The organism is Mesorhizobium sp. 1B3 (assembly GCF_050958605.1).
In the GTDB taxonomy this organism is placed as follows: domain Bacteria; phylum Pseudomonadota; class Alphaproteobacteria; order Rhizobiales; family Rhizobiaceae.
Genome location: NZ_JBJHDO010000001.1, coordinates 786,496 through 810,388, shown reverse-complemented (window position 1 = coordinate 810,388; position 23,893 = coordinate 786,496). Strand labels below are relative to the sequence as shown.

27 protein-coding genes are annotated in these 23,893 nt (G+C 62.8%); 11 read left to right on the top strand and 16 right to left on the bottom strand.

Going from position 1 to position 23,893, the window contains the following annotated elements; genetic code table 11:
• The first annotated feature begins 54 nt into the window (after positions 1 to 54).
• From ACCO56_RS03840 to moaB, 7 genes are all read left to right on the top strand, one after another.
• Positions 55 to 1,698, top strand: a complete 1,644-nt coding sequence (locus tag ACCO56_RS03840; RefSeq protein ID WP_433637760.1) for an alpha/beta hydrolase — start codon at positions 55 to 57, stop codon at positions 1,696 to 1,698.
• Positions 1,699 to 1,762: 64 nt separating this feature from the next.
• On the top strand, positions 1,763 to 1,987 hold the full coding sequence (locus ACCO56_RS03835; protein ID WP_433637759.1) for a DUF2007 domain-containing protein: 225 nt from the start codon (positions 1,763 to 1,765) through the stop codon (positions 1,985 to 1,987).
• Positions 1,988 to 1,995: 8 nt separating this feature from the next.
• Positions 1,996 to 2,766 carry a tRNA1(Val) (adenine(37)-N6)-methyltransferase gene (locus ACCO56_RS03830; RefSeq protein WP_433637757.1) on the top strand — a complete coding sequence of 257 codons (771 nt, stop codon included), beginning with the start codon at positions 1,996 to 1,998 and terminating at the stop codon, positions 2,764 to 2,766.
• 82 nt (positions 2,767 to 2,848) lie between these two features.
• Positions 2,849 to 3,718: a S49 family peptidase gene (locus ACCO56_RS03825; protein ID WP_433637756.1), complete on the top strand. Its 870-nt coding sequence runs from the start codon at positions 2,849 to 2,851 to the stop codon at positions 3,716 to 3,718.
• 79 nt (positions 3,719 to 3,797) lie between these two features.
• Positions 3,798 to 3,983: a hypothetical protein gene (locus ACCO56_RS03820; RefSeq protein ID WP_433637754.1), complete on the top strand. Its 186-nt coding sequence runs from the start codon at positions 3,798 to 3,800 to the stop codon at positions 3,981 to 3,983.
• Between the two features lie 10 nt (positions 3,984 to 3,993).
• On the top strand, positions 3,994 to 4,875 hold the full coding sequence (locus tag ACCO56_RS03815) for a 4-(cytidine 5'-diphospho)-2-C-methyl-D-erythritol kinase (RefSeq protein ID WP_433637752.1): 882 nt from the start codon (positions 3,994 to 3,996) through the stop codon (positions 4,873 to 4,875).
• Positions 4,868 to 5,419 (top strand): molybdenum cofactor biosynthesis protein B, encoded by a 552-nt coding sequence (gene moaB, locus ACCO56_RS03810; RefSeq protein WP_433637750.1) that lies wholly within the window; start codon positions 4,868 to 4,870, stop codon positions 5,417 to 5,419. Before ACCO56_RS03815 ends, moaB begins: the two co-directional genes overlap by 8 nt.
• A gap of 9 nt (positions 5,420 to 5,428) precedes the next feature.
• On the opposite strand, the gene ACCO56_RS03805 is transcribed toward moaB, so the two are convergent.
• The gene (locus ACCO56_RS03805) at positions 5,429 to 5,944 is read right to left on the bottom strand and encodes a glycosyltransferase (RefSeq protein WP_433638330.1); all 516 of its coding nucleotides are present in this window, start codon (positions 5,942 to 5,944) and stop codon (positions 5,429 to 5,431) included.
• A gap of 164 nt (positions 5,945 to 6,108) precedes the next feature.
• Between ACCO56_RS03805 and ACCO56_RS03800 the strand changes: the two genes are divergently transcribed.
• The 3 genes from ACCO56_RS03800 to ACCO56_RS03790 all read left to right on the top strand — a co-directional run bounded on the left by ACCO56_RS03800 (position 6,109) and on the right by ACCO56_RS03790 (position 9,101).
• Positions 6,109 to 7,263, top strand: coding sequence for a PA0069 family radical SAM protein (locus ACCO56_RS03800; protein WP_433638328.1), 1,155 nt, complete (start codon positions 6,109 to 6,111; stop codon positions 7,261 to 7,263).
• Between the two features lie 126 nt (positions 7,264 to 7,389).
• A complete protein-coding gene (locus ACCO56_RS03795) occupies positions 7,390 to 8,085 on the top strand; it encodes a ribonuclease HII (RefSeq protein WP_433637749.1) in 696 nt (231 codons plus the stop codon).
• 65 nt (positions 8,086 to 8,150) lie between these two features.
• On the top strand, positions 8,151 to 9,101 hold the full coding sequence (locus ACCO56_RS03790; protein ID WP_433637747.1) for an adenylate/guanylate cyclase domain-containing protein: 951 nt from the start codon (positions 8,151 to 8,153) through the stop codon (positions 9,099 to 9,101).
• Between the two features lie 529 nt (positions 9,102 to 9,630).
• Here the strand turns inward: ACCO56_RS03790 and ACCO56_RS03785 are convergent.
• Both ACCO56_RS03785 and ACCO56_RS03780 read right to left on the bottom strand, forming a co-directional pair.
• Positions 9,631 to 10,761, bottom strand: a complete 1,131-nt coding sequence (locus tag ACCO56_RS03785; RefSeq protein WP_433637745.1) for a M20/M25/M40 family metallo-hydrolase — start codon at positions 10,759 to 10,761, stop codon at positions 9,631 to 9,633.
• Positions 10,762 to 10,885: 124 nt separating this feature from the next.
• Positions 10,886 to 11,764, bottom strand: a complete 879-nt coding sequence (locus ACCO56_RS03780; protein ID WP_433637743.1) for a helix-turn-helix domain-containing protein — start codon at positions 11,762 to 11,764, stop codon at positions 10,886 to 10,888.
• A 228-nt stretch (positions 11,765 to 11,992) separates the two neighbouring features.
• Between ACCO56_RS03780 and ACCO56_RS03775 the strand changes: the two genes are divergently transcribed.
• On the top strand, positions 11,993 to 12,526 hold the full coding sequence (locus ACCO56_RS03775) for a 2,4'-dihydroxyacetophenone dioxygenase family protein (protein ID WP_433637741.1): 534 nt from the start codon (positions 11,993 to 11,995) through the stop codon (positions 12,524 to 12,526).
• Positions 12,527 to 12,659: 133 nt separating this feature from the next.
• On the opposite strand, the gene ACCO56_RS03770 is transcribed toward ACCO56_RS03775, so the two are convergent.
• From ACCO56_RS03770 to ACCO56_RS03710, 13 genes are all read right to left on the bottom strand, one after another.
• Positions 12,660 to 13,418: an SDR family NAD(P)-dependent oxidoreductase gene (locus tag ACCO56_RS03770; protein ID WP_433637740.1), complete on the bottom strand. Its 759-nt coding sequence runs from the start codon at positions 13,416 to 13,418 to the stop codon at positions 12,660 to 12,662.
• 10 nt (positions 13,419 to 13,428) lie between these two features.
• Complete coding sequence (locus ACCO56_RS03765) at positions 13,429 to 14,880, bottom strand: aldehyde dehydrogenase (RefSeq protein WP_433637739.1); 1,452 nt, start codon at positions 14,878 to 14,880, stop codon at positions 13,429 to 13,431.
• Positions 14,881 to 14,896: 16 nt separating this feature from the next.
• Positions 14,897 to 15,616, bottom strand: a complete 720-nt coding sequence (locus tag ACCO56_RS03760) for an ABC transporter ATP-binding protein (protein WP_433637738.1) — start codon at positions 15,614 to 15,616, stop codon at positions 14,897 to 14,899.
• The gene (locus ACCO56_RS03755) at positions 15,609 to 16,337 is read right to left on the bottom strand and encodes an ABC transporter ATP-binding protein (RefSeq protein WP_433637737.1); all 729 of its coding nucleotides are present in this window, start codon (positions 16,335 to 16,337) and stop codon (positions 15,609 to 15,611) included. Before ACCO56_RS03755 ends, ACCO56_RS03760 begins: the two co-directional genes overlap by 8 nt.
• On the bottom strand, positions 16,334 to 17,302 hold the full coding sequence (locus ACCO56_RS03750; protein WP_433637735.1) for a branched-chain amino acid ABC transporter permease: 969 nt from the start codon (positions 17,300 to 17,302) through the stop codon (positions 16,334 to 16,336). Before ACCO56_RS03750 ends, ACCO56_RS03755 begins: the two co-directional genes overlap by 4 nt.
• Positions 17,299 to 18,168: a branched-chain amino acid ABC transporter permease gene (locus ACCO56_RS03745; RefSeq protein WP_433637733.1), complete on the bottom strand. Its 870-nt coding sequence runs from the start codon at positions 18,166 to 18,168 to the stop codon at positions 17,299 to 17,301. Before ACCO56_RS03745 ends, ACCO56_RS03750 begins: the two co-directional genes overlap by 4 nt.
• 34 nt (positions 18,169 to 18,202) lie before the next feature.
• Complete coding sequence (locus ACCO56_RS03740) at positions 18,203 to 19,432, bottom strand: amino acid ABC transporter substrate-binding protein (protein ID WP_433637732.1); 1,230 nt, start codon at positions 19,430 to 19,432, stop codon at positions 18,203 to 18,205.
• A gap of 385 nt (positions 19,433 to 19,817) precedes the next feature.
• Entirely contained in the window at positions 19,818 to 20,297 is a 480-nt protein-coding gene (locus ACCO56_RS03735; protein ID WP_433637730.1) for a F0F1 ATP synthase subunit B, read from the bottom strand.
• A 4-nt stretch (positions 20,298 to 20,301) separates the two neighbouring features.
• The gene (locus tag ACCO56_RS03730) at positions 20,302 to 20,895 is read right to left on the bottom strand and encodes a F0F1 ATP synthase subunit B (protein WP_433637728.1); all 594 of its coding nucleotides are present in this window, start codon (positions 20,893 to 20,895) and stop codon (positions 20,302 to 20,304) included.
• A 70-nt stretch (positions 20,896 to 20,965) separates the two neighbouring features.
• Positions 20,966 to 21,190: a F0F1 ATP synthase subunit C gene (locus ACCO56_RS03725; protein WP_008595464.1), complete on the bottom strand. Its 225-nt coding sequence runs from the start codon at positions 21,188 to 21,190 to the stop codon at positions 20,966 to 20,968.
• A 71-nt stretch (positions 21,191 to 21,261) separates the two neighbouring features.
• Positions 21,262 to 22,011, bottom strand: a complete 750-nt coding sequence (locus tag ACCO56_RS03720; RefSeq protein ID WP_433637726.1) for a F0F1 ATP synthase subunit A — start codon at positions 22,009 to 22,011, stop codon at positions 21,262 to 21,264.
• A gap of 40 nt (positions 22,012 to 22,051) precedes the next feature.
• Entirely contained in the window at positions 22,052 to 22,459 is a 408-nt protein-coding gene (locus ACCO56_RS03715) for an AtpZ/AtpI family protein (RefSeq protein ID WP_433638325.1), read from the bottom strand.
• Between the two features lie 240 nt (positions 22,460 to 22,699).
• Complete coding sequence (locus tag ACCO56_RS03710; RefSeq protein WP_433637724.1) at positions 22,700 to 23,881, bottom strand: cell wall hydrolase; 1,182 nt, start codon at positions 23,879 to 23,881, stop codon at positions 22,700 to 22,702.
• Between the last annotated feature and the right edge of the window lie 12 nt (positions 23,882 to 23,893).

Genomic DNA, 23,893 nt, shown 5'->3' with positions numbered 1-23,893 from the left:
AATCTCCCTCACCCATGAGTAGTGAAAAACAGCCGCTACCAAGAGGTTGCCCCGATGAAAAAAAGCTGGCTCAGCAGGCTCTGGGAATCCTTTTCCGCCGTCGGTCTGCTGACCGGTACCCTGTTCTTCGCCGCCTCGCTCACGCCGAGTCTCGTGCCGCGAACCTTTGCGACGCAGGGGGTGCTTTCGGGATGCTCGCTGGCGGCGGGCTACGGCATCGGCGTCTTAGGCCTTTGGCTCTGGAACTACCTTCAGTTGCCGAAACCCGGCCCTCGCGTGGCCAGGGCCATCAGGCTCGGCGCGACCGGCCTCTTCGCGGTCGTCGCGATCGCATTCCTGTGGCGGGCCTCGGAGTGGCAGAACTCGATACGGCTCCTCATGGAACTCGAGCCTGTGGACAGCGCGCACCCGACCAAGGTCGGCCTGATAGCAATGCTTGTCTTCGTCGCGCTCATGGTCGTGGCACGCGCCTTTCAGCTCACTTTCAGGGTCTCGTCCAGGAACATTGGCCGTTTCGCTCCGAGGCCGGTCTCGAACCTTGTCGGCGTGGTGATTGCCGCGCTTCTGTTCTGGTCGATCGTCGACGGCGTGATTTTCCGCGCCGCCCTTCATATGGCCGACTCCTCCTTTCAGCAGCTCGATGCCCTGATCGAGGACGACACGAAGCAGCCGGCCGATCCGAGCAAGACCGGCAGCGCGGCATCGCTGTTGGACTGGAACGGGCTGGGCCGCGCAGGGCGGCAATTCGTGGCGACCGGCCCGACCCGAGCGGACATCGGCACCTTTCTCGGCCGCGATGCGCTCGAACCCATCCGCGTCTATGCCGGGTTGAATTCCGCCGAGACCGCGGATGAGCGCGCACGGCTTGCCCTCGACGAGTTGAAGCGCGTCGGCGGCTTCGACCGCTCCGTGCTCATCATTATCACGCCCACAGGCACCGGATGGGTCGATCCGGCCGCAATGGACACCGTCGAGTACCTGCTTGACGGCGATGTCGCCAGCGTCGCTCTCCAATACTCCTATCTCACGAGCTGGCTTTCGCTGCTTGTCGAACCCGACTATGGCCGCGATGCAGCTCACGCGCTTTTCCGCGAAGTTTACGGGTATTGGAGGCAGCTCCCACATGACCGCAGGCCGAAGCTCTATCTGCACGGGCTGAGCCTCGGCGCCTTGAATTCCGACATCTCAGCCGACCTTTTCGATGTGATCGGCGATCCCTTCCAGGGCGCCCTCTGGAGCGGCCCGCCGTTCCTGAGCAAGACGTGGGGTTCGGTCACAAGGGATCGCGACCCCGGTTCGCCGGTCTGGCTGCCGCGCTTTCGCGACGGGTCGATCATCCGCTTCACCGCCCAGGAGAATGCGCTCGCGATTCCGGGCGCTACCTGGGGCCCGATCCGGATCGTCTTTCTTCAATATGCAAGCGATGCGGTCACCTTCTTCGACCCCTTGTCCTTCTATCGCGCGCCGGCCTGGATGGCAGAGCCGCGCGGGCCAGACGTTTCGCCGCAATTGACATGGTATCCGGTCGTGACCTTCCTGCAGATCCTGCTCGACATGGCGATGGCTACGACCACGCCGATGGGATACGGCCACGTCTATGCACCCGAGCACTATATCGACGCCTGGGTCGAGGTGCTGGGCGTCACCGACTGGCCTGCGGAGGAGATCGCCCGCCTGAAGACATCTTTCAAACAATAGCCGAATCTGGCGCAGCTTCGCTCTCCCGTTTACAGGGGGGCTACAAACTGCGACTGTCGCGCCCATGATCGAGCTCATCCGCACCAACGACGCCGTCGTCATCTCATTCGTGGAAGCGCTGATGCGCGATGCCGGCATCGCCTATTTCGTCGCCGACCAGAATATGAGCGTGCTCGACGGATCGATCGGCATCCTGCCGCGACGGATCATGATCGACGAGGAAGATGCCGAGACGGCACGGCGTATCCTTACGGACGCGGGCATCGCCCATGAGATCCGGAGCGCCTGACGTCGCTGATGCCCGTCGCCTTCACGATCGACGCCTTCCATCGCGGCAATTTCTGGCTGGTGCAGCCAGACGGCAAAGGACATCGCGCCGGCATGGACGCCATGATGCTGGCAGCCGCCGTTCCCTCGAATTTTTCCGGTCGTCTGGCGGATTTCGGCGCTGGCGCGGGCGCGGCTGGCCTCGCGGTCGCATCGCGCTGCGATCAATCCAAGGTCGTTCTCGTCGAACGGTCGCCGGAAATGGCCGACTTCGCCGAACGTTCGCTGGCCTATTCCGGCAATGCCCATCTCGCCGATCGCGTGTCGGTGCTCGTCGCCGACGTCGCCCTTTCAGGACGCGAACGGGTGGCGGCCGGCCTGGCGGATTCGTCCTTCGACTACGCGATCATGAATCCGCCTTTTAACGCACGTCATGACCGCAAGACCCCGGACACGCTGAAGCAACAGGCCCATGTCATGGAAGACGGCCTGTTCGGCCAATGGATCCGCAGCGCGGCCGCCGTGGTCCGGCCGCGCGGCGGGCTTGCCGTCATCGCCAGGCCGCAATCGCTTCAGGCGATCCTCGACGCGCTCGTCGGGAGGTTCGGCAATGCCGAGGTCGTGCCCGTCCACGCGCGAGCCGACACGGCGGCCATCCGCATTATCATACGAGCGGTTCGAGCCTCCCGGGCCGGGCTCACGCTCTGCCCGCCACTGATCCTGCATGAAGCGGGAAACGACCTTTTTTCGCCACGGGCCGATGAAATCAACAACGGGCGGGCGTCGCTTTTCGCCGATTAACCGAACCTGGAAGATGCCACGGCATTGCGCGACGCGGCTGAATTCCTACATCGATGCCAGAAATGATCGGAGAACCCACCCTGTGAGACGCCTGTTCAACCGCCTCCTGCCGAAATCCATGCGATCGGAGGCGATAACCATTCCGGTTATCCGCCTGCAGGGATCGATCATGGCCGGCGGCGGCCAGTTCCGGCAGAACCTGTCACTTGCCTCGACGGCAGGGCTGATCGAGAAGGCGTTTTCCTTCGGCGACGCGCCAGCGGTTGCGATTTCCATCAATTCTCCCGGCGGCTCGCCTGTGCAGTCGCGCCTCATCTACAAGCGCATCCGCGACCTCGCGGCGGAGAAGAACAAAAACGTTCTTGTATTCGTCGAAGACGTGGCGGCGTCCGGCGGCTACATGATCGCGCTCGCCGGCGACGAGATCATTGCCGACCCCTCCTCCATCGTCGGATCGATCGGGGTGGTTTCCGGCACTTTCGGCTTCACCGACCTCATCAAGAAGATCGGCGTCGAGCGCCGCGTCCATACGGCCGGCAAGAACAAGGTGACCAACGACCCCTTTCAGCCGGAGAAGCCCGAGGATGTCGAGCGGCTGAAGGTGCTGATGGAAGAGATGCACGGCACCTTCATCGACATGGTCCGGGAGCGCCGTGCCGGCAAGCTCTCGGACGATCCCGACCTGTTCACCGGCCTGTTCTGGTCGGGCAAGAAGGGTATGGAGCTCGGTCTGGTCGATGCGCTCGGCGACATGCGAACCGTCCTGAAGGATCGCTACGGCCCGAAGACCCAGCTCAAGCTCATCAGCGCTCCGCGCGGCCTTTTCGGCCGCCGGCTCAGTCTTTTCGGCGCTCTCGGCGCCCCTTCGCCGGCCGACATGGCCGGTGCGCTGGTGGACAATGTGGTCGAAGCGGCAAAAGACCGCGCGCTGTGGGGCCGTTTCGGGCTTTGAACTGGAGCCCGAAGACGGCTAGACTTGATTGGGACGCATGCTGGCCGGCAATGCCGGTCGCGAAGGAAGGAGCTCGGACATGCCACAGTTCATCTTCTTCGTTCTGATCGGCATCCTGGCCTATATCGGCTACCGCTCGTTCCTCCGCGAGGCCGAGCGCGTCACGGCCAAGGTGCGCCGAGCTGAAAAGCAGGCCGCCACCGGCGCGACCGGAACGCTCGTCAAAGATCCCAAGACCGGCGAATACAGGCTCGCCAAGGACTGACGCCTCCAACGTGGTTTCAGCTTCGATCGCGCGGGACGCGCCCGCCAAGGTCAATCTCGCTCTCCATGTGACCGGCCGGCGCGCCGACGGCTTTCACGAACTCGAAAGCCTGGTCGTCTTCACCCGTTTCGGAGACCGGATTTCGGTTGCCACGGACGACGCCGATTCCGTCGCCCTGTCCGGTCGTTTCGCCGGAGCCGTGCCAAACGACGGCGACAATCTCGTAGCCCGGGCGCGCGACCTGTTGCGCGCCACTTTGCGCCGTGACGGCCCCGTATTTATCGCTCTGGAAAAGAACCTGCCGGTCGCCTCCGGTATCGGGGGCGGCTCGAGCGACGCGGCTGCTACCTTGTCGGCTCTTGCAAGCCTCTGGGGAGCGGTGGCCCAAGATCAGATTTTTCGGATCGCCGGAGAACTGGGCGCGGACGTGCCGATGTGTCTTGCCGCGAGGCCTCTCCTGGCCCGTGGCATCGGCCACGATATCGAGCCTGTGGCGAGGTTTCCCGCGCTCGCAATGGTTCTCGTCAATCCCGGTATCGCCGTTTCGACGCCCGCCGTCTTCCGCGCCTTGGCTTCGCGCGAAAACCCGCCGCTTCCGGCGCTTCCCGAGGATCCTGATTTCAGCGCGGTGATTTCGTGGCTGGGCACGACCCGCAACGACCTGCAGGTGGCGGCAGCGAGCACAGCACCAATGATCGGCACGGTGCTCGACGTGCTGGCAGACAGCGGTGCTGCCTTCGTGCGAATGTCGGGCTCCGGTGCTACATGTTTCGGAATCTTCGAAACCGATGACGCCGCTTCGCGCGCCGCTGCCGCGATCAATAAGGAACGGCCGTCCTGGTTCGTGGTAGCGACAAGGAGTACGGCCTCGGGAGAAAGCTTCGATGGTTGAGAATGTCCGCCCCTTCATTCCAGTCAGGATCGCGGTGCTGACAGTATCGGACACCCGTACCCTTGCCGACGACAAGTCCGGTCAGACACTAGCCGATCGCGTCAGGGAAGCCGGTCATATCCTGTCGGACCGCCGGATCGTTCCGGACGACAAGGAAGAGATCCGGTCCTGTGTGCTCTCCTGGTCCAAGGATCCGGGGATCGACGTGGTCATCACCACGGGCGGAACCGGCTTCACGGGTCGCGACGTCACGCCCGAGGCGCTCGAGCCGATCTTCGAGAAGCGCATGGATGGCTTCTCCCAGGTTTTTCACGGCATCTCTTACGACAAGATCGGAACATCGACGATCCAGTCGCGCGCCACCGGTGGCGTCGTCAACGCGACCTTCGTCTTCGTGCTGCCCGGATCGCCGGGCGCCTGCAAGGATGCTTGGGACGGTATCCTCAAGGCCCAACTCGACTATCGGCATATGCCATGCAATTTCGTGGAGATCATGCCGCGGCTCGATGAGCATCTGAAACGCGGCGGCGAAAAGACAGCTTAAGGAAACCGGCTACCCTCGTCTTTTCGGGAGGGCGACAGATATCTCTCCCTCCAGGCGCTTCGCGGAGAGCCCTCGCGCGAGCGAACCGGCGTCTCGGGCCCTGCTCGCCAATGCCGCTGCTTGTCTCTTGGTGATCACCAGGCCACAGGCCAATGGCCGATCGCGCCGGAAGAGGCGCGACAGGAACGATGGTCCCGCCCCTCGCGATCTCGAGAACCGGGCGGCCGTAGTCGATGTCGCCATGTGCTCCATCGCGGCTTCTGTCCATCCGTCGGCGAGTTTCGCCCCAGGCTCGATCAAAAGAAGCCAATCGCCTTTCGCCTGGCGTATCCCCGCGGCTATGCCGCCGCTCGCGACAAAATGGCAACCGGCATGTTCCGCCACTCGATCCGTCTGGTCTGACGAACCCTGATCACAGACGATCACTTCGCGCACGACACCCTCGACCGCACCTGAAACCAGCGAGCCCAGCGTCCTCGCCAGCCCTTCCTCGTCGTTCCTCGTTTCGATCAGCACGCTCAGCATACCGGCGCAATAGCGGAAAGACGGGCGCAGAGCCAGATGGACGAGCTCGACCGCAAACGTTCGCAAACTGAAAGTTCTTGATTTGTTCTCATTTGCCGAATAGGAATAATTTCATGAGTATCGCGATTCGACGGAGCGCCGAAAGGCCGTGGGAAAAGGCGAAAGTGGAACAGATCGCCCGCGCTGACATTGCAGCCTTCGGAACAGGAAGGGCTGAAATGGCGAATGCAGTGATCGAGGAAAGCGGCATCCGCGTCAGACCGGAGCGCAATCGTGGCCGCTCGGCGGGGATCAATCCGTCGGGCCGCTTCGAGCCGCTCAGCCGTGATGTCTTCGACGACGGCTGGAATTCCATCGAAGAACTACCGCCGTTCAAGACGGAAGTACAGGTCGAGAAGCCGCGCACGATCATCACGCGCAATGAATCGCCCGACATCTCCTTCGATCGATCAATCAATCCCTACCGCGGCTGTGAGCATGGCTGCGTCTACTGCTTCGCGCGGCCTACCCACGCTTATATGGGGCTTTCGCCGGGGCTCGACTTCGAATCGAAGCTGTTCGCCAAGCCCGACGCCGCGCGGCTGCTCGAGCGCGAGCTTGCCAAGGACGGATACCAGCCCCGCACCATCGCGATCGGCACCAATACGGATCCCTATCAACCGATCGAAAAGCAATACCGCATCATGCGCGAGGTGCTTGAAGTCCTCGAAGCACGCAAGCACCCCGTCGGCATCGTCACCAAGTCGGCGCTCGTCACCCGCGATATCGATATCCTGTCGCGCATGGCGGAACAGGGCCTTTGCAAAGTCGCGCTCTCGGTGACGACACTCGACCGCATGCTCGCCCGCACGATGGAGCCGCGCGCATCCACGCCGACGAAGCGACTGGAAGCCATCAAGCAACTCAGCGAAGCCGGGATCCCTGCTTCCGTTATGGTCGCACCGATCATACCCGGGCTGAACGATCCGGAGATCGAGCGTATCCTCGATGCGGCGCGGGCCGCCGGTGCGCGAAGCGCGGGTTACGTCATCCTGCGGCTGCCGCTGGAGGTGAGCCCGATTTTCAAGGACTGGCTGCTGCGGCACTATCCGGACAAGTATCGACATGTCATGTCGCTGATCCGCTCCATGCGGGACGGCAAGGATTACGATTCAGAGTGGGGCAAGCGGATGAAAGGCAGCGGCCCCTATGCATGGCAGATCGGCCGCCGCTTCGAGATCGCCGCGCGCAGGCTTGGTCTCAACGCCGAGCGTTCGCCGCTCAGGACGGATCTCTTCATCAAGCCCAAGAAGGAAGGCGAGCAGCTGATGCTGCTCTGACGACTTCACTCGCATTCGCAGTCCCGTCTGGCTCCCCTCCCCAGCCGACGGTGCCCTCCCCGACCCGCCGCAAGACGTCCGGGAGGGCTTGCGGAGAATCGGAGCCGATGCGAGCATCGCCGTATTATGGCTCGCCCGCGTTCCGATTCTCCGCTTCTTTTCGAAATCGCCGAAAAGCCCGACTTCTCGATCGAGAGGCGGGCTTTGGCATCCGGCGAATGGCCGGTGGCGGGTCTCGACGAGGCCGGGCGCGGTCCGCTGGCCGGGCCTGTCGTGGCGGCCGCCGTCATCCTCGATCCCGATCGCATCCCCGATGGTCTTGACGATTCCAAGCGTTTGACGGCGCTTCAGCGTGATCAGCTTTTCGACAACATCCTGGCGACGGCCCTTGCCGTATCGCTGTCGTCGATCGCAGCCTCCGGGATCGACCGCATCAACATATTGAGAGCAAGCCTTGAAGCGATGCGCCGCGCGCTGGCCGGATTGAGCGTGACGCCCAGGCTCGCACTCGCCGACGGGCGCGACGTTCCGCCGGGTCTGTGCTGTCCCGGCCGAGCGCTCGTCAAGGGCGACCAGCGCTCGCAGTCCATTGCCGCCGCCTCGATCGTCGCGAAGGTCACGCGCGACCGAATGATGGAACGTTGCGGTCTAGCCGACCAGCGTTATGGATTCGAGGCGCATATGGGCTACGCCACCGAACGCCATCGCGAAGCGATCGTGCTCCACGGGCCGATTGCTCGTTGGCATCGCGTGTCGTTCGCGCCCTTCAAGGAGGGGATCCAAGAAAGCGTTCAAGCCGTTTTTCCCTCTCCGGCGGAATAGAACTGGTGCAACCCGTGCCGGTCCTGGGTTAGTATCGCGCGAACCTCCGGTAAGGGCGACAAGGCATGTCCGATACCCGCCGTAAGCTGACCACCATTTTTTCCGCCGACGTCCAAGGCTACTCCAGACTGATGGAGGCGGACGAAGAGGGTACCCTTTCCACGCTCAAGCGCTACAGGGACGCCATGGCACGGCTGATCGAAGCCCATGGCGGACGGGTCATCAATACCTGGGGCGACGGCCTGCTCGCGGAGTTCCCGAGCGTGGTCGAGGCGGTGCGCGCGGCCATAGACGTGCAGAACGAATTGGCGGGCTACAATGCGAACCGTGCCGCCGAGGCGCGCATGATGTTCCGCATCGGCATCAATCTCGGCGACGTGATGGTCGAGGGCGACGATATCTATGGCGACGGCGTCAACATCGCCGCGCGCCTCCAGGCCTCGGCGGCTCCCGGTGGGGTCGTGATCTCGAATACGGTCTATGACCAGGTTCGCAACAAGCTTGCCGTCGGCTTCGAATTCCTAGGGCAACTTCCTGTCAAGAATATCGAGGAGGGCGTGCCGAGCTATGCCGTGCGCATCGGCGAGCAGAGCGAGCGCCCCGAGCAGCCGAGCCAGCAATGGGGTCGTCAGCCTCCGGTCCAGGAAGCGTCCCAGGCGCGCGCGCCCATGCCTCCGGCGTCTATGCCATGGGGATCACGCAACAGAACTCTCGGTATCCTGGGGGTGGTCGCGCTGGGCCTCATCGCCATCAACCTTCTCTCCTGGGAGGGCGAGTTCTGGGCACGATGGCCCGCCTTCGTCTTGGCTGTGACAGCCGCCTCACTATGGCTTCGCGCCAACAGCCACTTCGACCGAACCATCACCATGCTGGCGCTGGCCGGACTCACGGTCATAGGGATCAATCTCCTCTCCTGGCATGGGGAATTCTGGGCGCGGTGGCCCCTGCTCGGCCTGGCGATCGCCGCCGGCATCCGCTGGGCGATGCGCCAACGGGCCAGTGAGGGCGGACGCTGATAGACCGCTCCGCGCTTAATTTCCGAAAAGCCAGCGCCGCCCCACCCCCCTCTGCCCTGCCGGGCATCTCCTCCGCAAGGGGGATTGGCTGTCAGGCATGTTCTTGCCAATCGTCGACGCCATGAAGAGGGTGCCGACATCAAAGCTGCCAATCTCCCCCTTGTGGGCTACGACATTCACACATCTCATGTATCGTTGGCGGTCTCTGGAACACCCCTCATCCGACCTCCGGCGCTTGTGCCGCGGCTTAGCCGCGTCACAAGCTTGTCGGCCACCTTCTCCCACAAGGGAGAAGGCAAGACGGCCGCAGCGCCAATGCCAATCGCCAGCATTCGCGACTGGCAGAAGCGCTTCTGCAAAAACTCCCCCTTCTCCCCTTGTGGGAGAAGGTGGCCGCGCGAAGCGCGGTCGGATGAGGGGTGTTCCAGAGACCGCCAACGTTCCGTGAAATGTGTGAACTTCGTAGCCTTGTGGGGGAGATGTCCGGCAGGACAGAGGGGCGCGAACGGTTAATCACCGACACCCGGCATTACGCCAGCCGCATCAGGAGCCCCGCCACGAGTTGCGCCCGCTCCACGAGGCTGTCGATCTCGATATGCTCGTTGAGGGTGTGGAGGCCAGCGCCGCGAACGCCGATCGAATCGAGCGTCGGGATGCCCAGTGCGCCGGTAAAATTGCCGTCGGATCCACCCCCGGCACTGGCATGGGTGAGCTCGAAGCCGATCTCCCCCGCGATCTGCTTCGCGATCTCGTAAACCGCCATCGTGCCGGCATCGGGTTCCCAGACCGGCCGCGTGACGCCTCGTGTGACCTCGGCGACCACGTCGTTCTCCTCTCCCGAAAGCGCCAGCATGCGCCTGACACCCTCATCGAGGTCGGCTTGCCGCTTGGCCATGGACAGCACTTCCGCGTCGCAAAACGAGGAGACGCAATTGACCCATTGACCGGCATGAACGACACCGACGGAAAACGTGCAGTCCTCACCGGTCATCCGCTCGATTTCCAGGATCTTGCGCGCCATGGCGGCGATCGCCGAGCGGCCCTCCCTGAGCGCCCATCCGGCATGGCTCGGGCGCCCGGTTGTCTTCACATTGAAACGGGCAATGGCATAGCGGCCGGTGACGGCCCCGCCGTCGGGACGCGCGGGCTCGGGTACAAGAACGATCTTGTTCTTGCGCGCCTCCATCTCGATCAGCTCGCGTGTCGAAGGCGTACCGACCTCCTCGTCGGGCGTGAAAAGCACCGTCACGGGCAGCGGCGTCTCGGAGCCGGTCAACGCCAATTGGCGCAGGGCCTCGACGCTCACATAGTTGCCACCCTTCATGTCCTGGATGCCCGGGCCATAACAGCGGCCGCCTTCGATACGCCAGGGATTCTTCGCCAGCGTGCCGACCGGGTGGACGGTGTCGAGATGGCCGGAGATCAATATGCCGGGCTTGCCGAAGTCCTTGTGGGGAAAGCGTGCCCGTACCGAGCCGCCGAACCCCCTGCGGCCAGGGATGTGCTCGATCTCGGCGCCTGCCGCAGCAAGGTCGTAAGCTGCAAGATCCATCATGCGGTCGACCGCGGCAGCGTCGAAGGTCGGGCTTTCGCATTCGACCCAAGGCTTGAGCCCGGCAAGCATCCTATCGGTATCGAACGGGAGTTGCTTAAAATCCATGTAATCGATCCTGATCCTGATAATTTTTGGCCGTAGCGAGATTATATCGGAGGGCAGGCGCTTTTGGATGGTGCTGACTGTCGAGGCGGCCGGCACGATCAACCGGCTGAGGACGATCTGAATTTTAGGGCCATGCGGCAAAGGAGCCAACCGGGCGGCCATTCCGTCGCAAGATCTCGCGGCGCTGCCGATTGGGCGGCTGGCCGGTATGGCGCTTGTAGAATCGACTGAAATAGGCGGGATCGTGGAAGCCGAGCTCCTCGGCAATTTCGGATATCTGCAAGCGGGAATCATCGAGCAGGGCGTCGGCCTCAAGGATGAGCCGCGCATGGATGAGCGCCAGTGGGGAGCGCCCGGTGGTACGCCGGACCGTCGCATTGAGGCGGTCCGAGGTTACTCCGACCTCGGCCGCGTAACGCTCTATCGTCCAATGATCGCGCAAGTGGAGCTCGATCGCATGCAGGAAGCGATGTACGATTGTGCGGGGAAGCGGTTGCGTCTCCCTCAGGACGGGACCCGACAAACGCCATGCCGCGATGACGAACAGGGCAAGGTGATGTCGCACACATTCCTGGGCGCCCGGCCAGTTACTCGAACCTTCCTCGGTAATGGACTCCAGCGTGTCTGCCAGGCGCCGTGCATTGCGCATGTCCAACCGGGCCTGGATGATAGGCCGCATCAGCGCGGCACGTATCTGGCCCGCATTGGGTCCGACCGGGATCGCGCGAGCCAACCCCACTTCCGTGACGGCAAGGGCCATGCCACGCGACCCCGCATCGACGCGCAACCGTGTCCCCTCCCCTGCTGGCAGCCAGATCAGGCATGGCGCGACAAAGGGTATTTCCCCGTCCGCGACCTTCGCACGACCACGCCCGGCCTGCAGCACGAAACCGCGATGGCGGGCGTCGCGAAACGTCCATTCGCCATCCGTCAGTTCGCTCTTGATCGGTGATACCTCCGTCTCGGGGAGTGCGGAGCCAGCATCGGCAACACGATCGGACACAGGAATTTCGACTCCGGCAAATATATTCCTGAAAAGTACAATTATTGCCAGAAAATGTCTATTATCGTTGCATCGCGGCTGACCTACCGTTTCTTACGCTGTGCGAAGGAGTGCCGTTCGGCTGAGGCTCGAACGGCGTCCAGATGCGAGCCAAATGGAAGAGATTGTCACGAGCGGAAAGCGCATGCCCGCGCCGCTCCAAGATCCAGTCGAACCCCGGAGGAACCCATGCCCGAGACACCGACGACCGAATTCTGGCGCGACCTGAAGCCGATCACCAAGGTCTTCCAGCCCGACGCGCTGCCGGAGGTCTATACCAAAAATGCTCCGACCGACGACGAACGCTACTACGTTCCTTTCACCGACACCGTCTCGTCGCGTCCGCTCTGGATCTCGCCCGCGCAGAACAAATGGTGCGACATATTGATGGCCAAGAAGGCAGGACTGGTGAATCGCCATTACCATCCGCATGAGGTGTTCGCCTATACGATCTCGGGCAAGTGGGGTTATCTCGAGCATGACTGGACGGCCACGGCCGGCGACTTCGTATATGAGACCCCAGGCGAAGGGCACACGCTGGTCGCCTATGAGAGTGACGAGCCCATGAAGGTGTTCTTCCAGGTCAAAGGCCCGCTGATCTGGCTTGACGAGGCCGGTGAGCCGGACGGCTATTTCGACGTGCACAACTACATCGCCATGTGTCGGGCGCATTACGACAAGGTCGGCATCGGCGCCGACTTCGTGAATACGCTGTTCCGCTAAACCATCGCGCGGATTGGGATTCGCACGATATGCTTCAGCTGTTGTTCTATGCATGTCGCTTGCCCAAACCGCTGCATGCTTTTGGGCGACATGCATTTGAGCAGGCTCCTGTTGCTCCGCTTCTGATCGCCGGTCAGGCGCCCATGCCGCCGTCGACCATGAGCGTCGTGCCGGTGACGAAGCTGCTGTCGTCGCAGGCGAGATAGAGCACGGACCGCGCCACCTCCTCTGCCGTCGCGTGACGCCCGAGGGGGATCATTTCGTTGAAGAAGGCCGTGCCGTCGCGTTCGATAGCCTGGCCAAGCCCCTCTTCGACCGCCGATTGAAAGTCGTTGTCGATCGGCCCTGGATGGATCGTGTTGACGCGGATGCCGCGCGGCGCCAGTTCCTTCGCAAGGCAGCGCATCAGGCCAACCTGCGCATGCTTGGCGGTTATGTAGGCATAAACGCCAGCGTCGCCGCGCATGCCGGCGACGCTGGAGGTGATGACGATCGAACCGCCTTTCCTCATATGCGGTGCCGTATGCTTGGCGGCCAGGAAGGCGCCCTTCACGTGCACGGCCATCACGCTGTCGAAGACATCGTCGGGATATTCGGCGATCGGTCGCACCGTGCCGAAATTGCCTGCATTGGAGAACAGCACATCGATGACGCCAAAGCGCGACACTGTCCGTTCGATATAGGCCGCGGCGTCGGCAGCTTCGGAAACATCGGCCACCATCGCCTCGACGCTCCCGAAAGGCAGGCTACTTGCTATACGTTCCAGAGCCGCCTCGTCGCGGTCGACCAGCATGACGCGTGCGCCATGCTCCACGAAGAGGCGTGCCGCGGCTCCGCCAAGGCTCCCCCCGCCTCCGGTGACGAGGCACGTCCTGCCTTCGAGCTTGCCCAAGCCCGCCTCCTCAGATCGGATAGTTGATCGGGCCGTCCTGGATCGTGATCCAGCGAAGATCGGTGAACTCCGCAATGCCTGCCTTTCCACCGAAGCGCCCGTAGCCCGACTCCTTGACACCTCCGAACGGCATCTGTGCCTCGTCGTGCACGGTCGGACCATTGATGTGACAGATGCCGGACTCGATGCGTCGCGCGACAGCCAGAGCGCGATTGACGTCGCGCCCGAATACGGCCGAGGAGAGGCCATATTCGGTGTCGTTAGCCACGCGGACTGCCTCGTCCTCACTGCCGACCCGAACTACGGATACCACCGGTCCGAAGGATTCCTCGCTGAAAATGCGCATCGAGGACGTGACCCTGTCGAGCACCGTTGGCTGGACGATCGTGCCGTCGATTCCGCCTCCGGCCACCAGCGTCGCACCCTTGGACACGGCGTCCTTGATAAGCTGGCCGATGCGGTTTGCGGCGGTCGCGTCGATCACACTGCCGAGCGGCGTCTCGCCCGCGGTCGGGTCTCCGGCCTTGAGGCTCTTAGCCTTGGCAGCAAGCGCGGCGACGAACTGATCCGCGATCTTCTCGTCGACAACGATACGCTCCGTCGACATGCAGATTTGCCCCTGGTTCATGTAGGCTCCGAAGGCGGCGGCGGCGACAGCGGCATCTATGTCGGCGTCGTCGAGAACGACGAGGGGAGCCTTGCCACCGAGCTCCATGAGCGCAGGTTTCAGATGACGACCAGCAGCCGCGGCGATGATGCGGCCGATGCGGGTCGACCCGGTGAAGTTGACGCGGCGCACGGCGGGCTGCGCTATCAGCGCTTCGACGATCTCTGCGGCATCATCCGGTGCATTGGAGACGGCGTTGAGCACCCCCTTTGGCAGACCGGCCTCATTGAGCGTGTCCACGATCAGCCGATGCGTGCGCGGGCAGAGCTCCGACGTCTTCATCACAACGGTGTTGCCGCAGGCAAGCGGCGTGGCAAGCGACCGGACACCGAGAATGACCGGCGCATTCCACGGCGCTATGGACAGGACAACGCCCGCGGGCTGCCGCACGGCCATTGCGAGTGAACCCGACCGATTGGAGGGGATGATCTCGCCGGTGATCTGCGTCGTCAGCGCCGCCGCCTCTCGCAGCATGTCCGAGGCCAGCATGACATTGAAATGCGCCCAACCGGGCGTGGCACCGATCTCTGCGGCCATGGCCTCGGCAAACTCCGCCTCTTTCGCGGAAAGGATGTCCGCAGCCTTGGAAAGAATGAGCCGACGCTCGCGTGGAGTGGAACGCGACCACGAAGGAAAAGCCGCGGCCGCCGCATCGGTCGCAGCAATCGCATCGTCGATCGTGGCTGCGGCCGCGCGCGTGGCGACGATGCCGGAAATAGGGTTGCGACGATCGAAGGTTGCGCCGTTCGACGCATCCATCTCCTCGCTTCCGATCATCAGTCCAATCACGTCCATTGGAGTCTCCGTTGCTTCAGGCGTCCGACGCCACACCCAGGAAGGCATGCTGGACCGATGGATCGTCGGCGAGAGTCGCTGCCGATCCTTCGCCGACGATCCGCCCGGCTTCCAGAAGGTATCCCCTGTCCGCTATGGACAGGCTGATGCGCACATTCTGCTCGACGATCAGCAGGCTGATGCCGCTTTCGCGAACGGTGGCCAGCACCTCGAACAGCTCGCCGACCAGGACCGGGGCCAGACCGAGGCTCGGTTCGTCCAGCATCAAAAGCCTTGGCGCCGACATCAGGGCGCGACCGATCGCCACCATCTGCTGCTCGCCTCCGGACATGGTGGCGACGGGTTGGCGCCGACGTTCCGCAAGGCGTGGAAAGAGGTCGAAAACCTTGGCAAGATTCGCTGCTTCGTCGGAACGCGCACGCCTGGGATAAGCGCCGAGGAGGAGATTCTCGGCCACCGTCAGTTCGGGAAAAATGCCGCGGCCCTCCGGGACGAGCGCAACACCCCGTTCCAATATTTCATGCGCCTTCCGACCAAGGAGCGGAGCGTCGAGAAAACCGATCGACGCTCCTTCACGCGGGCGAACGAGGCCGGCGATCACCTTGAGCAGCGTCGACTTGCCGGAGCCATTGGCGCCCAGCATGACTACCGTTTCGCCTTCCGCGACATCGAGCGAAACGCCCTGCAATGCAACATGCTTGCCGTAGTCCACCGCGAGATTTCGGATCTCAAGCATGAGCCGCCCCTAGATAGGCACGAACGACCTCGGGCTCCTTGAGCACTGCCTGGGTCTCGCCGTCGGAGATCTTGATGCCTGCATTCATCACGACGCAGCGGCCACATAGGGCGCGCACTGCTTCCATGACGTGCTCGACCAGGAGGATCGTCGTGCCGGTGTCGCGCAACTCGGCGATAAGGTCTATGCCCACGCGCAATTCTGTCGGGTTCAAACCCGCCAGCCATTCGTCCAGCAGAAGCAGTTGCGGGCGAGCAGCAAGCGCGCGTGCGAGTTCGACCCGCTTCTGATCGATATAGGTGAGCTGCTCGGCCTGTTCGGCACTCCGCCCTGCAAGGCCCACGCGCTCCAGCAGCGTGGCGGCGGCTTCATACGCTTCGTTGCCCCAGAGCGCCTCTGTACGAAAGGCGAGCGCGGCAACCACGTTCTCGACGACGCTGAGCGACGGAAGGATGCGCACGAGTTGGAATGTGCGGGCAATGCCTTTTCGTGCGATGCGATGCGGGCTGAGGCCGCCGATGGCGTCACCGCGCAAGCGAATGTTTCCCGCAGTGGGCTTCAGGCTGCCGGAGATCATGTTGAGCACCGTTGTCTTGCCCGAACCGTTGGGACCGAGCAGACCAACCACCTCACCGGCGGCGATCTCAAAAGATACCCCATTGACCGCGACGAGCCCGCCAAAGCGCTTGGTCAGGCCGGAGATCTGAAGCAGCGCGCTCATGGGCGCACCTCCTCCCGGAAACGCTTCGATGAACTCGCAGTGCCGGATGGGGCGACTTGTCGCCGAGGGAAAAGGTCTTCGATGAAGGCGACCACTCCCTTAGGCAAAAGGAACACGATCACGATGAACAGTACACCGAGCAGGATGGAATAATGGTTTGGGAAATTGGCCGACAACCATTCGAAAAGCAGGAAGAGCGGGACAGCGCCCAGAGCCGGACCCCAGAGTCGCGACGCCCCGCCAAGCAGTGCCATGATGAGCGTCAGGAAGGAAACCGTCGGATTGAAGACGATCGCCGGCTCGACATAGGTCCAGCGCGGGGCCTGAATTGCGCCGACCAGCGTAATGACGACGGCGCTGACGGCGAACAGGGCAAGTTTGGTGCGGGCGATGTCGATGCCCAGATGCGAGGCGACCACCTCGTCGTCGGCTATGACGCGTAACGCCAACCCCAGACGCGAACGGCCGACCCACCAGGTGAAAAGCAGGGTCAGAGTGCCGAGCGCAAGCAGTTGCCAATAGATGTGCTCCGGCCCGATCGGCAGGAAGATATAGCGTCCGAGCGTGCCTGTGACGTTGATTTCGTACCAGGTGACGAGCTGGCGGATCAGTTCGGCGAGGCCGAACGTGAAGATTACGAAATAGACGCCGGCGAGCCGCAGCGTCGAAATCCCGACCACGAGGGCGACAGCGAGCCCGATCAGCGCAGCGATCACCAGAACGAGCGGATAAGGCAGCGTCTCGTTCAGAGCCGCGACTGTATAGGCGCCCAGGCCGAAGAAGGCCACGGTCGCAAGCGAGATGTAACCTGTGCGGCCCGAGAACAGCGCCCATGCAGAGGCAAGGGTGACATAGCCGGACATGCCAACCAGCAGTCCCAATCCATAAGGTCCGACATAGAAGGGAGCGAGCGCCAGCGCGACCAACACCACGGCCGCGCAAAGCCATCCGAGCAACGTTCTCATCGCCGGGCCTTTCCGAAAAGCCCGGCGGGACGCCAAAGCAGCACGCTCAGAAAGATGAGATAGACGGCCGCCAAGGTCAGGCCTGGGCTGACATAGGTCGCCACGAAAGTCTCAACGAGCCCGAGGATCAGCCCGGCGCTCAGCGCACCGGCAAGATTGCCGACGCCACCCATGATGACGACGATCAACGCCTTCATGGTGAACACGACGCCCGAGGAAGCGGTGAAGGTTTGGTACATCGAAATGATCACGCCGCCGCAGGCTGCCAGCGCACCGCCCAGCGCGAAGGCGAAGCGGGCCGCACGATCGGCATCGATGCCCACCAGCGGCGCCGAGCCCGGCGCCACCGCCACAGCGCGAAGAGCTGTGCCCCAACGGGTCCGCGTCAGCAGAAGATACAGACCGCCGCCGATGACAAGCGCCAGAACGAACGCCAGCAATCGGTTAGCGGCAACGCTGGTGCCAAGGACGTCGACGCCGAAATTCATGTAGTTGTAAGTCATGTAGTTGCCGCCGAATGCGACGAGCATGACGCCCTGGACAACGAAGAGGAGCCCGAAAGTGGCGAGAATGGAGTCGATCTCCAGCGCCGCGCCACCTTTCGAACGCGCCACCAGCGGCCGCAACAGCAGGCCGTAAATCAACCAGCCGAAAAGAAAGCCGGCCGGCGCCACGACGACCAGACCGAGAACCGGGCTGGCGCCGAGGAAATTGTGGATAAGATAAGCAGCGAAGGAGGCAGCAATGACGGTCTCGCCATAAGCGAGATTCATGGTGCGCGCGATGCCGTACTGGATGGTGAGCCCCATCGCCACAAGCGCGTAGCTTCCACCGAGCACAAGCCCGGCAATCAAAGTCGTGACCATCGTCCGCCTCCCCCGGGATCCGCAGGCGAACGCCTTATTGTGCCTGCCAGGACGGCTTGGGCAGGATAACGGGGGTGACGCCCTCACGATCCTTCGGCGCCACTGCCACGAACTGGCCATTCTGCCACTGACCGCCGAACCAGAGCTTGCGCAACTGGTTATTCTCGAGCTTTACCTCGCCAAGCACGGTCTGGAAGGTGCCATTGGACAGTTCGTCGGCCACCGCGTCTTTGTCGAGACCTCGCCGCTTGATCGCTTCCTGCAGCATCTGCAGGCTGTTGTAGGTGACGACCGAACCCCACAGATCCGGAGCCTGGCCGGTGACCTCCTCATGGCGCTTGCGGTAGGCCATGTTGGCCTCGTTCTTCGGGTCGATGCCTCCGAGGCTCATGATACCTTCGGCGTTCTGGCCATTGTTCTTGCCATAGACGGGAAAGCCCGTGCCGACGCCGAGATAGAGAACCTTCGGATTGAATTTCGCCACCTGCGCCTGCTGCGTGAGCGCGAATGTTTCCGGCGGATAGGAGAAGGCGACGAAAGTGTCGGCCCCGCTCGCCGCGGCCTCGTTGATCATCGGCGTGAAGTCGGTCGTGCCAGCCGGATAAGTTACGTCGTAGACGACCTCGAAGCCGGCGTCCTTGAAAGAGGGACGGGCGGCGGTCACCAGATCGATGCCGAAACCGTCGGCAACGGAGATCATCGCGACCTTCTTGTTGATCTTGCCTTCGCCGGCGGCCTTGTCCAGCAGGCCGGCCAGCGCCTCAGTATAGTCGTGACCACCACCGAGCAGCCAATAGCTCTTCTTCCACCGCTTGACGAATTCAGGAGCCTTGTCTGTGACCGCCGAAACCGCGAGTTGCGGATAACCGAAGCGATCGAAGAGCGGGGCAGCGGCGAGGTTGAAGCCCGTACCCCAGGGCGGAAGGATGAAGTCGACCTTGTCCTGGGTAGCCAAGCGCTCGACTGCACGCACGACTTCCTCGGCCGAGGAACGGTCGTCATACTCGATCACCTCGATGGGCAGACGCTTTCCGTCGGGCAGTTCAAGGCCGCCTGCGTCGTTCACCTCCTTCACCCAGAGCTGATAGTTGGGCAGCGTGGTAAGGCCGGCGCCGCCGGCGTTCGGGCCCGTCTTCGAGATGGCAAAGCCGATCTTCACCGATGTCTGGTCCTGAGCGGGCGCAGGAAATGCCGCCAACACGGTTGCAAGAGCGACAGACACGCCAAGACAGCGCAGGGCTTGCCTGCGGTTCGCAATGGTCATCAGAGTTCCTCCCTCATGGGGCACAGGACTCGCTGCGCCCGCTATCGTGAGCGGCCCACCTATCCTCCCGGTGGCCGCCACTTTCACAAGCTAGGCTCACTCTCGGGGAAGCGAAATAGACATTCTCGGGGAAGACTTGTACTTTTCACGGCCGCCACAGCTCTCGGACCGAGCGGCCGTATCGTTTACACGCCCGGAACCCACCAAGCCGCTCATCCACCTCTGACCGCCCTTCGGCGTCCGATGGAAAGAGGCGCAGGCGAAAGGGCGCAGTCCCGCAACATCGGAGCTTTGGCAATGCGGGCCCAAATCTCGGCCAAGCATCGCTCCAACAAAAAAAGCCACCGGAAACGGCGGCTTTTTTTGGTTGTCGGTGCAGCCCGGTTCAGTTGAGCTTCGACTTCAGCTCCTGGACCGACGCCTTGAAGAGATTGGCGTCAGCCTTGGCGTCGACTTTGCCGGCGAGCACAGCGCGCGCCGCCTCGACCGCTATGTCCACGGCGCTGGCCCGAACCTCGGTTACGGCGTCACGCTCGGCCTGGGCGATCTTCTGCTCGGCCAGCGCGGTGCGGCGCGCGACATAGTCTTCGGTCTTCTTATGCGCCTCTTCGACCAGATGGCCTGCTTCACGCTTGGCCGCGGCGACGATCTCGCTCGCCTCCTGCTCCGCCTCCTTGCGCTTGCGCTGGTACTCGGCAAGCAGCTGCTGCGCTTCCTCGCGCAGGCGGCGGGCTTCGTCCAACTCGTTGCGGATGCGGTTGGCGCGCTCGTCGAGCGATTTGCCCAGCATGCCGGGTACCTTCAGGTAGACGACGATCGCCAGGAAAATGATGAGGCTGACAAAGGCCCAGAATGTTGCGTCCATAGCCTTATCCCCTTGCCGCCTTTACGGCGGCTGCAATGGCGGCCTTGTCGCCCTTGCCGCCGACGAGTTGCTCGACGATCGCGACAGCAGTGTCCTCGGCGATGCTGCCGACTTCCTTCATCGCTGCGGCCTTGATGGAGGCAATACGCCCCTCTGCCTCGGCAAGTTTCGTTTCGAGCCCCGCCTCGACTTCTTTGCGAGCAGCCTCGGCTTCGGCTTTGGCGTTGTCGCGAGCATCCTGGCCGATGGCATTGGCCTTGTTCCTGGCTTCCGCCAGTTCCTGCTCATAGGCGGCGACAGCCGCGTCGGCCTCTTCCTTCATACGCGCGGCCTGATCGAGGTCCTGGGCGATACGGTCGCGCCGGACCTCCAGGATGCTGCCGATGCGTGGCAACACGGCCTTCTTCAGGAACAGGTAGAACAGGCCGAAAGTGATCGCCAGCCACAGCAGCTGCGACGGGAAAGTCGAGCTGTCGAACGGCGGGAAGCCGCTCGAGCTGTGGTCAGGGCCTGCTTCGCTATGGGCTTGGCCTTCGACGGCCTGGGTGCCTGCCGCTGCCGGCGCGGCTTCTTCGGCATAACCCGGTGTCACAAACATCTTATTCCCCTGTTCGCTCCACCCGGCCGCAAGTCTCTGCGGCCGGTTCTATCGGCTGATCGGCCGGCTCTTACGTGAAGAGGAGCAGGAGCGCGACGAGCAGCGAGAAGATGCCCAGAGCTTCGGTCACGGCGAAACCGAAGATCAGGCGGCCAAACTGACCATCGGCAGCGGACGGGTTGCGCAGCGCGCCCGCCAGGTAGTTACCGAAGATATGGCCAAGGCCGATGCCCGCACCACCCATGCCGAGACAGGCGATGCCCGCACCGATTGCCTTTGCTGCTTCAACTTCCATTGTCCAACTCCTTGTGGATCGAGAATAGGATTGAATTTCAGTCTGACGGAAGACCCGCCGGCGGAAGGTCCCTAGTGGCTCGGATGCAGGGCGTCGTTGAGGTACATGCAGGTCAGCACCGCAAAGACGTAGGCCTGCAGGAAGGCCACCAGAAATTCGAGAGCGGTAATCGCCACCGTCATGACGAGCGGCAGGACGGCACCAAAGATGCCAGCGGCGCCGAACGCGCTAAGCGAGGCGACGAAGCCGGCGAAAACCTTGAGCGTGATGTGCCCGGCCAGCATGTTTGCGAAGAGACGGACGGAAAGGCTGATCGGCCGCGACAGGAACGAGATGATCTCGATCAGCACCACGAGCGGAATGAGAACGCCCGGCACGCCCTCTGGCACGAAGAGCTTGAGGAACTTGAAGCCATGCTTCCAGAAACCATAGACGACAACGGTGCCGATCACGAGCAGCGCCAGCGCGAAGGTTACGATAATATGGCTGGTGACCGTGAAGAAGTATGGAAAGAGGCCGAGCAGATTGGCCGTCAGCACGAACATGAAGAGCGAGAAGACGAAGGGGAAGAACTTCATTCCATGCGAGCCGGCCGCATCGCGCAGCATGGAGGCCACGAACTCGTACGACATTTCGGAGACGGACTGCATGCGGCTCGGGATAAGTCCGCGGTTCGACGTCGTCAGGAACAGGAACGCACCAGCCGCGGCGACCGTCGCCACCATGAAAGCCGACGAGTTGGTGAAGGACAGATCCACCCCGCCGATGTCAATCGGAATCCATTTCGAGATCTGGAACTGGTGGATCGGATCGTTGGCCACTTACGAACCCTCGCAGTCATCTGCGCCGCACGGCGCGGTTTCATTTCGTATTTGGCTCGTCGCTGCCCTTGTCGGACTGCTTCGAACCAGCCTCGGCGACCATTCCCGCAGAACGCAGGACATTGAGCACGCCGGCGCCGAAACCAAGGAACAAGAAGACGATCAGCCCCCATGGCGATGTGCCCGCCAAGTAGTCGATGATCCAGCCGAGCCCAGCACCAACCACGATCCCCGCGATAAACTCGCTGGATAGTTTCAGTGCCTGCCCATAGCCGGACGTTGCGTCCGGCCTGGCGCCTTCGCTCCCGTTCCGTCGTTCCGGCATTCTTGTTGCAAGTGAAGCTTCAAGCTCGCGCCGGCGGCGTTCCAGGTCGTCGTCGCGGAGATCGGGTTTGTCTGTCCCGGGCCCGGATTTTCCAGTTCCGTCTGGCCTTTTTTTACTGGCCATCGCAACCTCCATGCCCGGCCAGCAGTGCACCTACTGTCCGCTTCAAAGTCGGGCGCAACATAGTTAGGCCGCATTCGCCAGTCAAGCCGCCGAAGAAGGACTTGCCACATGTATTTTCTGAAAGAAAATCAAACGGTTGGCTAAGTGCGACATAGTGCGCCCGATGCGGGGGCGCCAGCATTGGCCCGAATCCCGCGCGGGAATCTCCAGCGATGACGCCGAGAGCCGCGCGGAAAATGCCTAGCTCCAGCCGCCGCCGTGGGTCCTATAGAAGATGTGGAGGCCGATCTTCTTCATCTTCTCCATCGTCCGCGACCATCGCGGCCGGACGTAAGTTGCGTGGTAGTGGGTCGACGATCCGACCTCGGGAATGAAGATCTTGCCCGCCGTCACCGCCATGGCGACTTCCTGGGCAAGCTTGTAGTGATAAGGACTGGTGATGCGGTCCTTGATGCCGTCGCAAGCGAAGGAGAACTGACAGGCGTTACGCCAATTGTCGTTCTGGTAGACGACGCCGCAGACCGTCTTGGGATAAGCGGGGTTGCGCACACGGTTGAGTACCACCTGCGCCACTGCGGCCTGCCCTCTCGGATTCTCTCCGCGCGCCTCGAAATAGACGGCGGTCGCCAGGCATTTCTGCTCTTCCTTGCTGAACACGGAGGCCGGCAAAGGCGTGGCCATCCAGTCGTGATCGCCGCTGGCGACCGGCGGAATGAAACGTCCGTTGTCCGGGTCGTCCTGCAACAGCGTCTCGAAGGGCGAGGCCCTGGCATAGTCAGGCGCGGCCGGGGCGTAGGCCGTTGCGAGAACGTCGGGCTTGTCGTTGGTCACGAGGTCGGCGATCACCGACGAGATGCCTGGATCGCGCTGCTTTTTCCGCTTTACGTAGAAGGCCGTGGCGATCTCGATTTCCTTGCCTTTGATCGTCGGTGTGGCAAATGCCATCTTGAGACCGCCGTCGAAGCGGGGCTCCATCAGTGAACTGCTGCGCTCAAGCACGGAGCCGGCGCTGAAGGCTTTCGGAGGCGCCACCGGCGCGATCTTGACGACCCGTCCTTTCTTGTCGGCACGGGTTATGCGCTCCTCGTCGGGCGTATTTTCCGAAGCGGCGCCCTTGCTCCGGAACGCGATCTTGCCGACGCCGGGCGCATTCACGCCCGCCCCGGAAATCGCACCCGCCTTGAGATCACCGTCGGCGAAAGGCATCTCGGCGGAATGAACGGAACCCGCCACCGCCTCTTCGACATAGGCGCTCCAACGAGCGGCGGGGTTGTCCATGCCCAACACCATGCTCGTCATGTCCTGATAGGCCGCAACGGTCGGAAAACCGATCCAGATTCCAAGCCCAACCACGATTGTCGAAAGAGACGGCTTCTTCAGCTCAGCGACCGAAAACGGCCGCGCAAAAAGTCGTCGATGCACGAGCACTCTCCA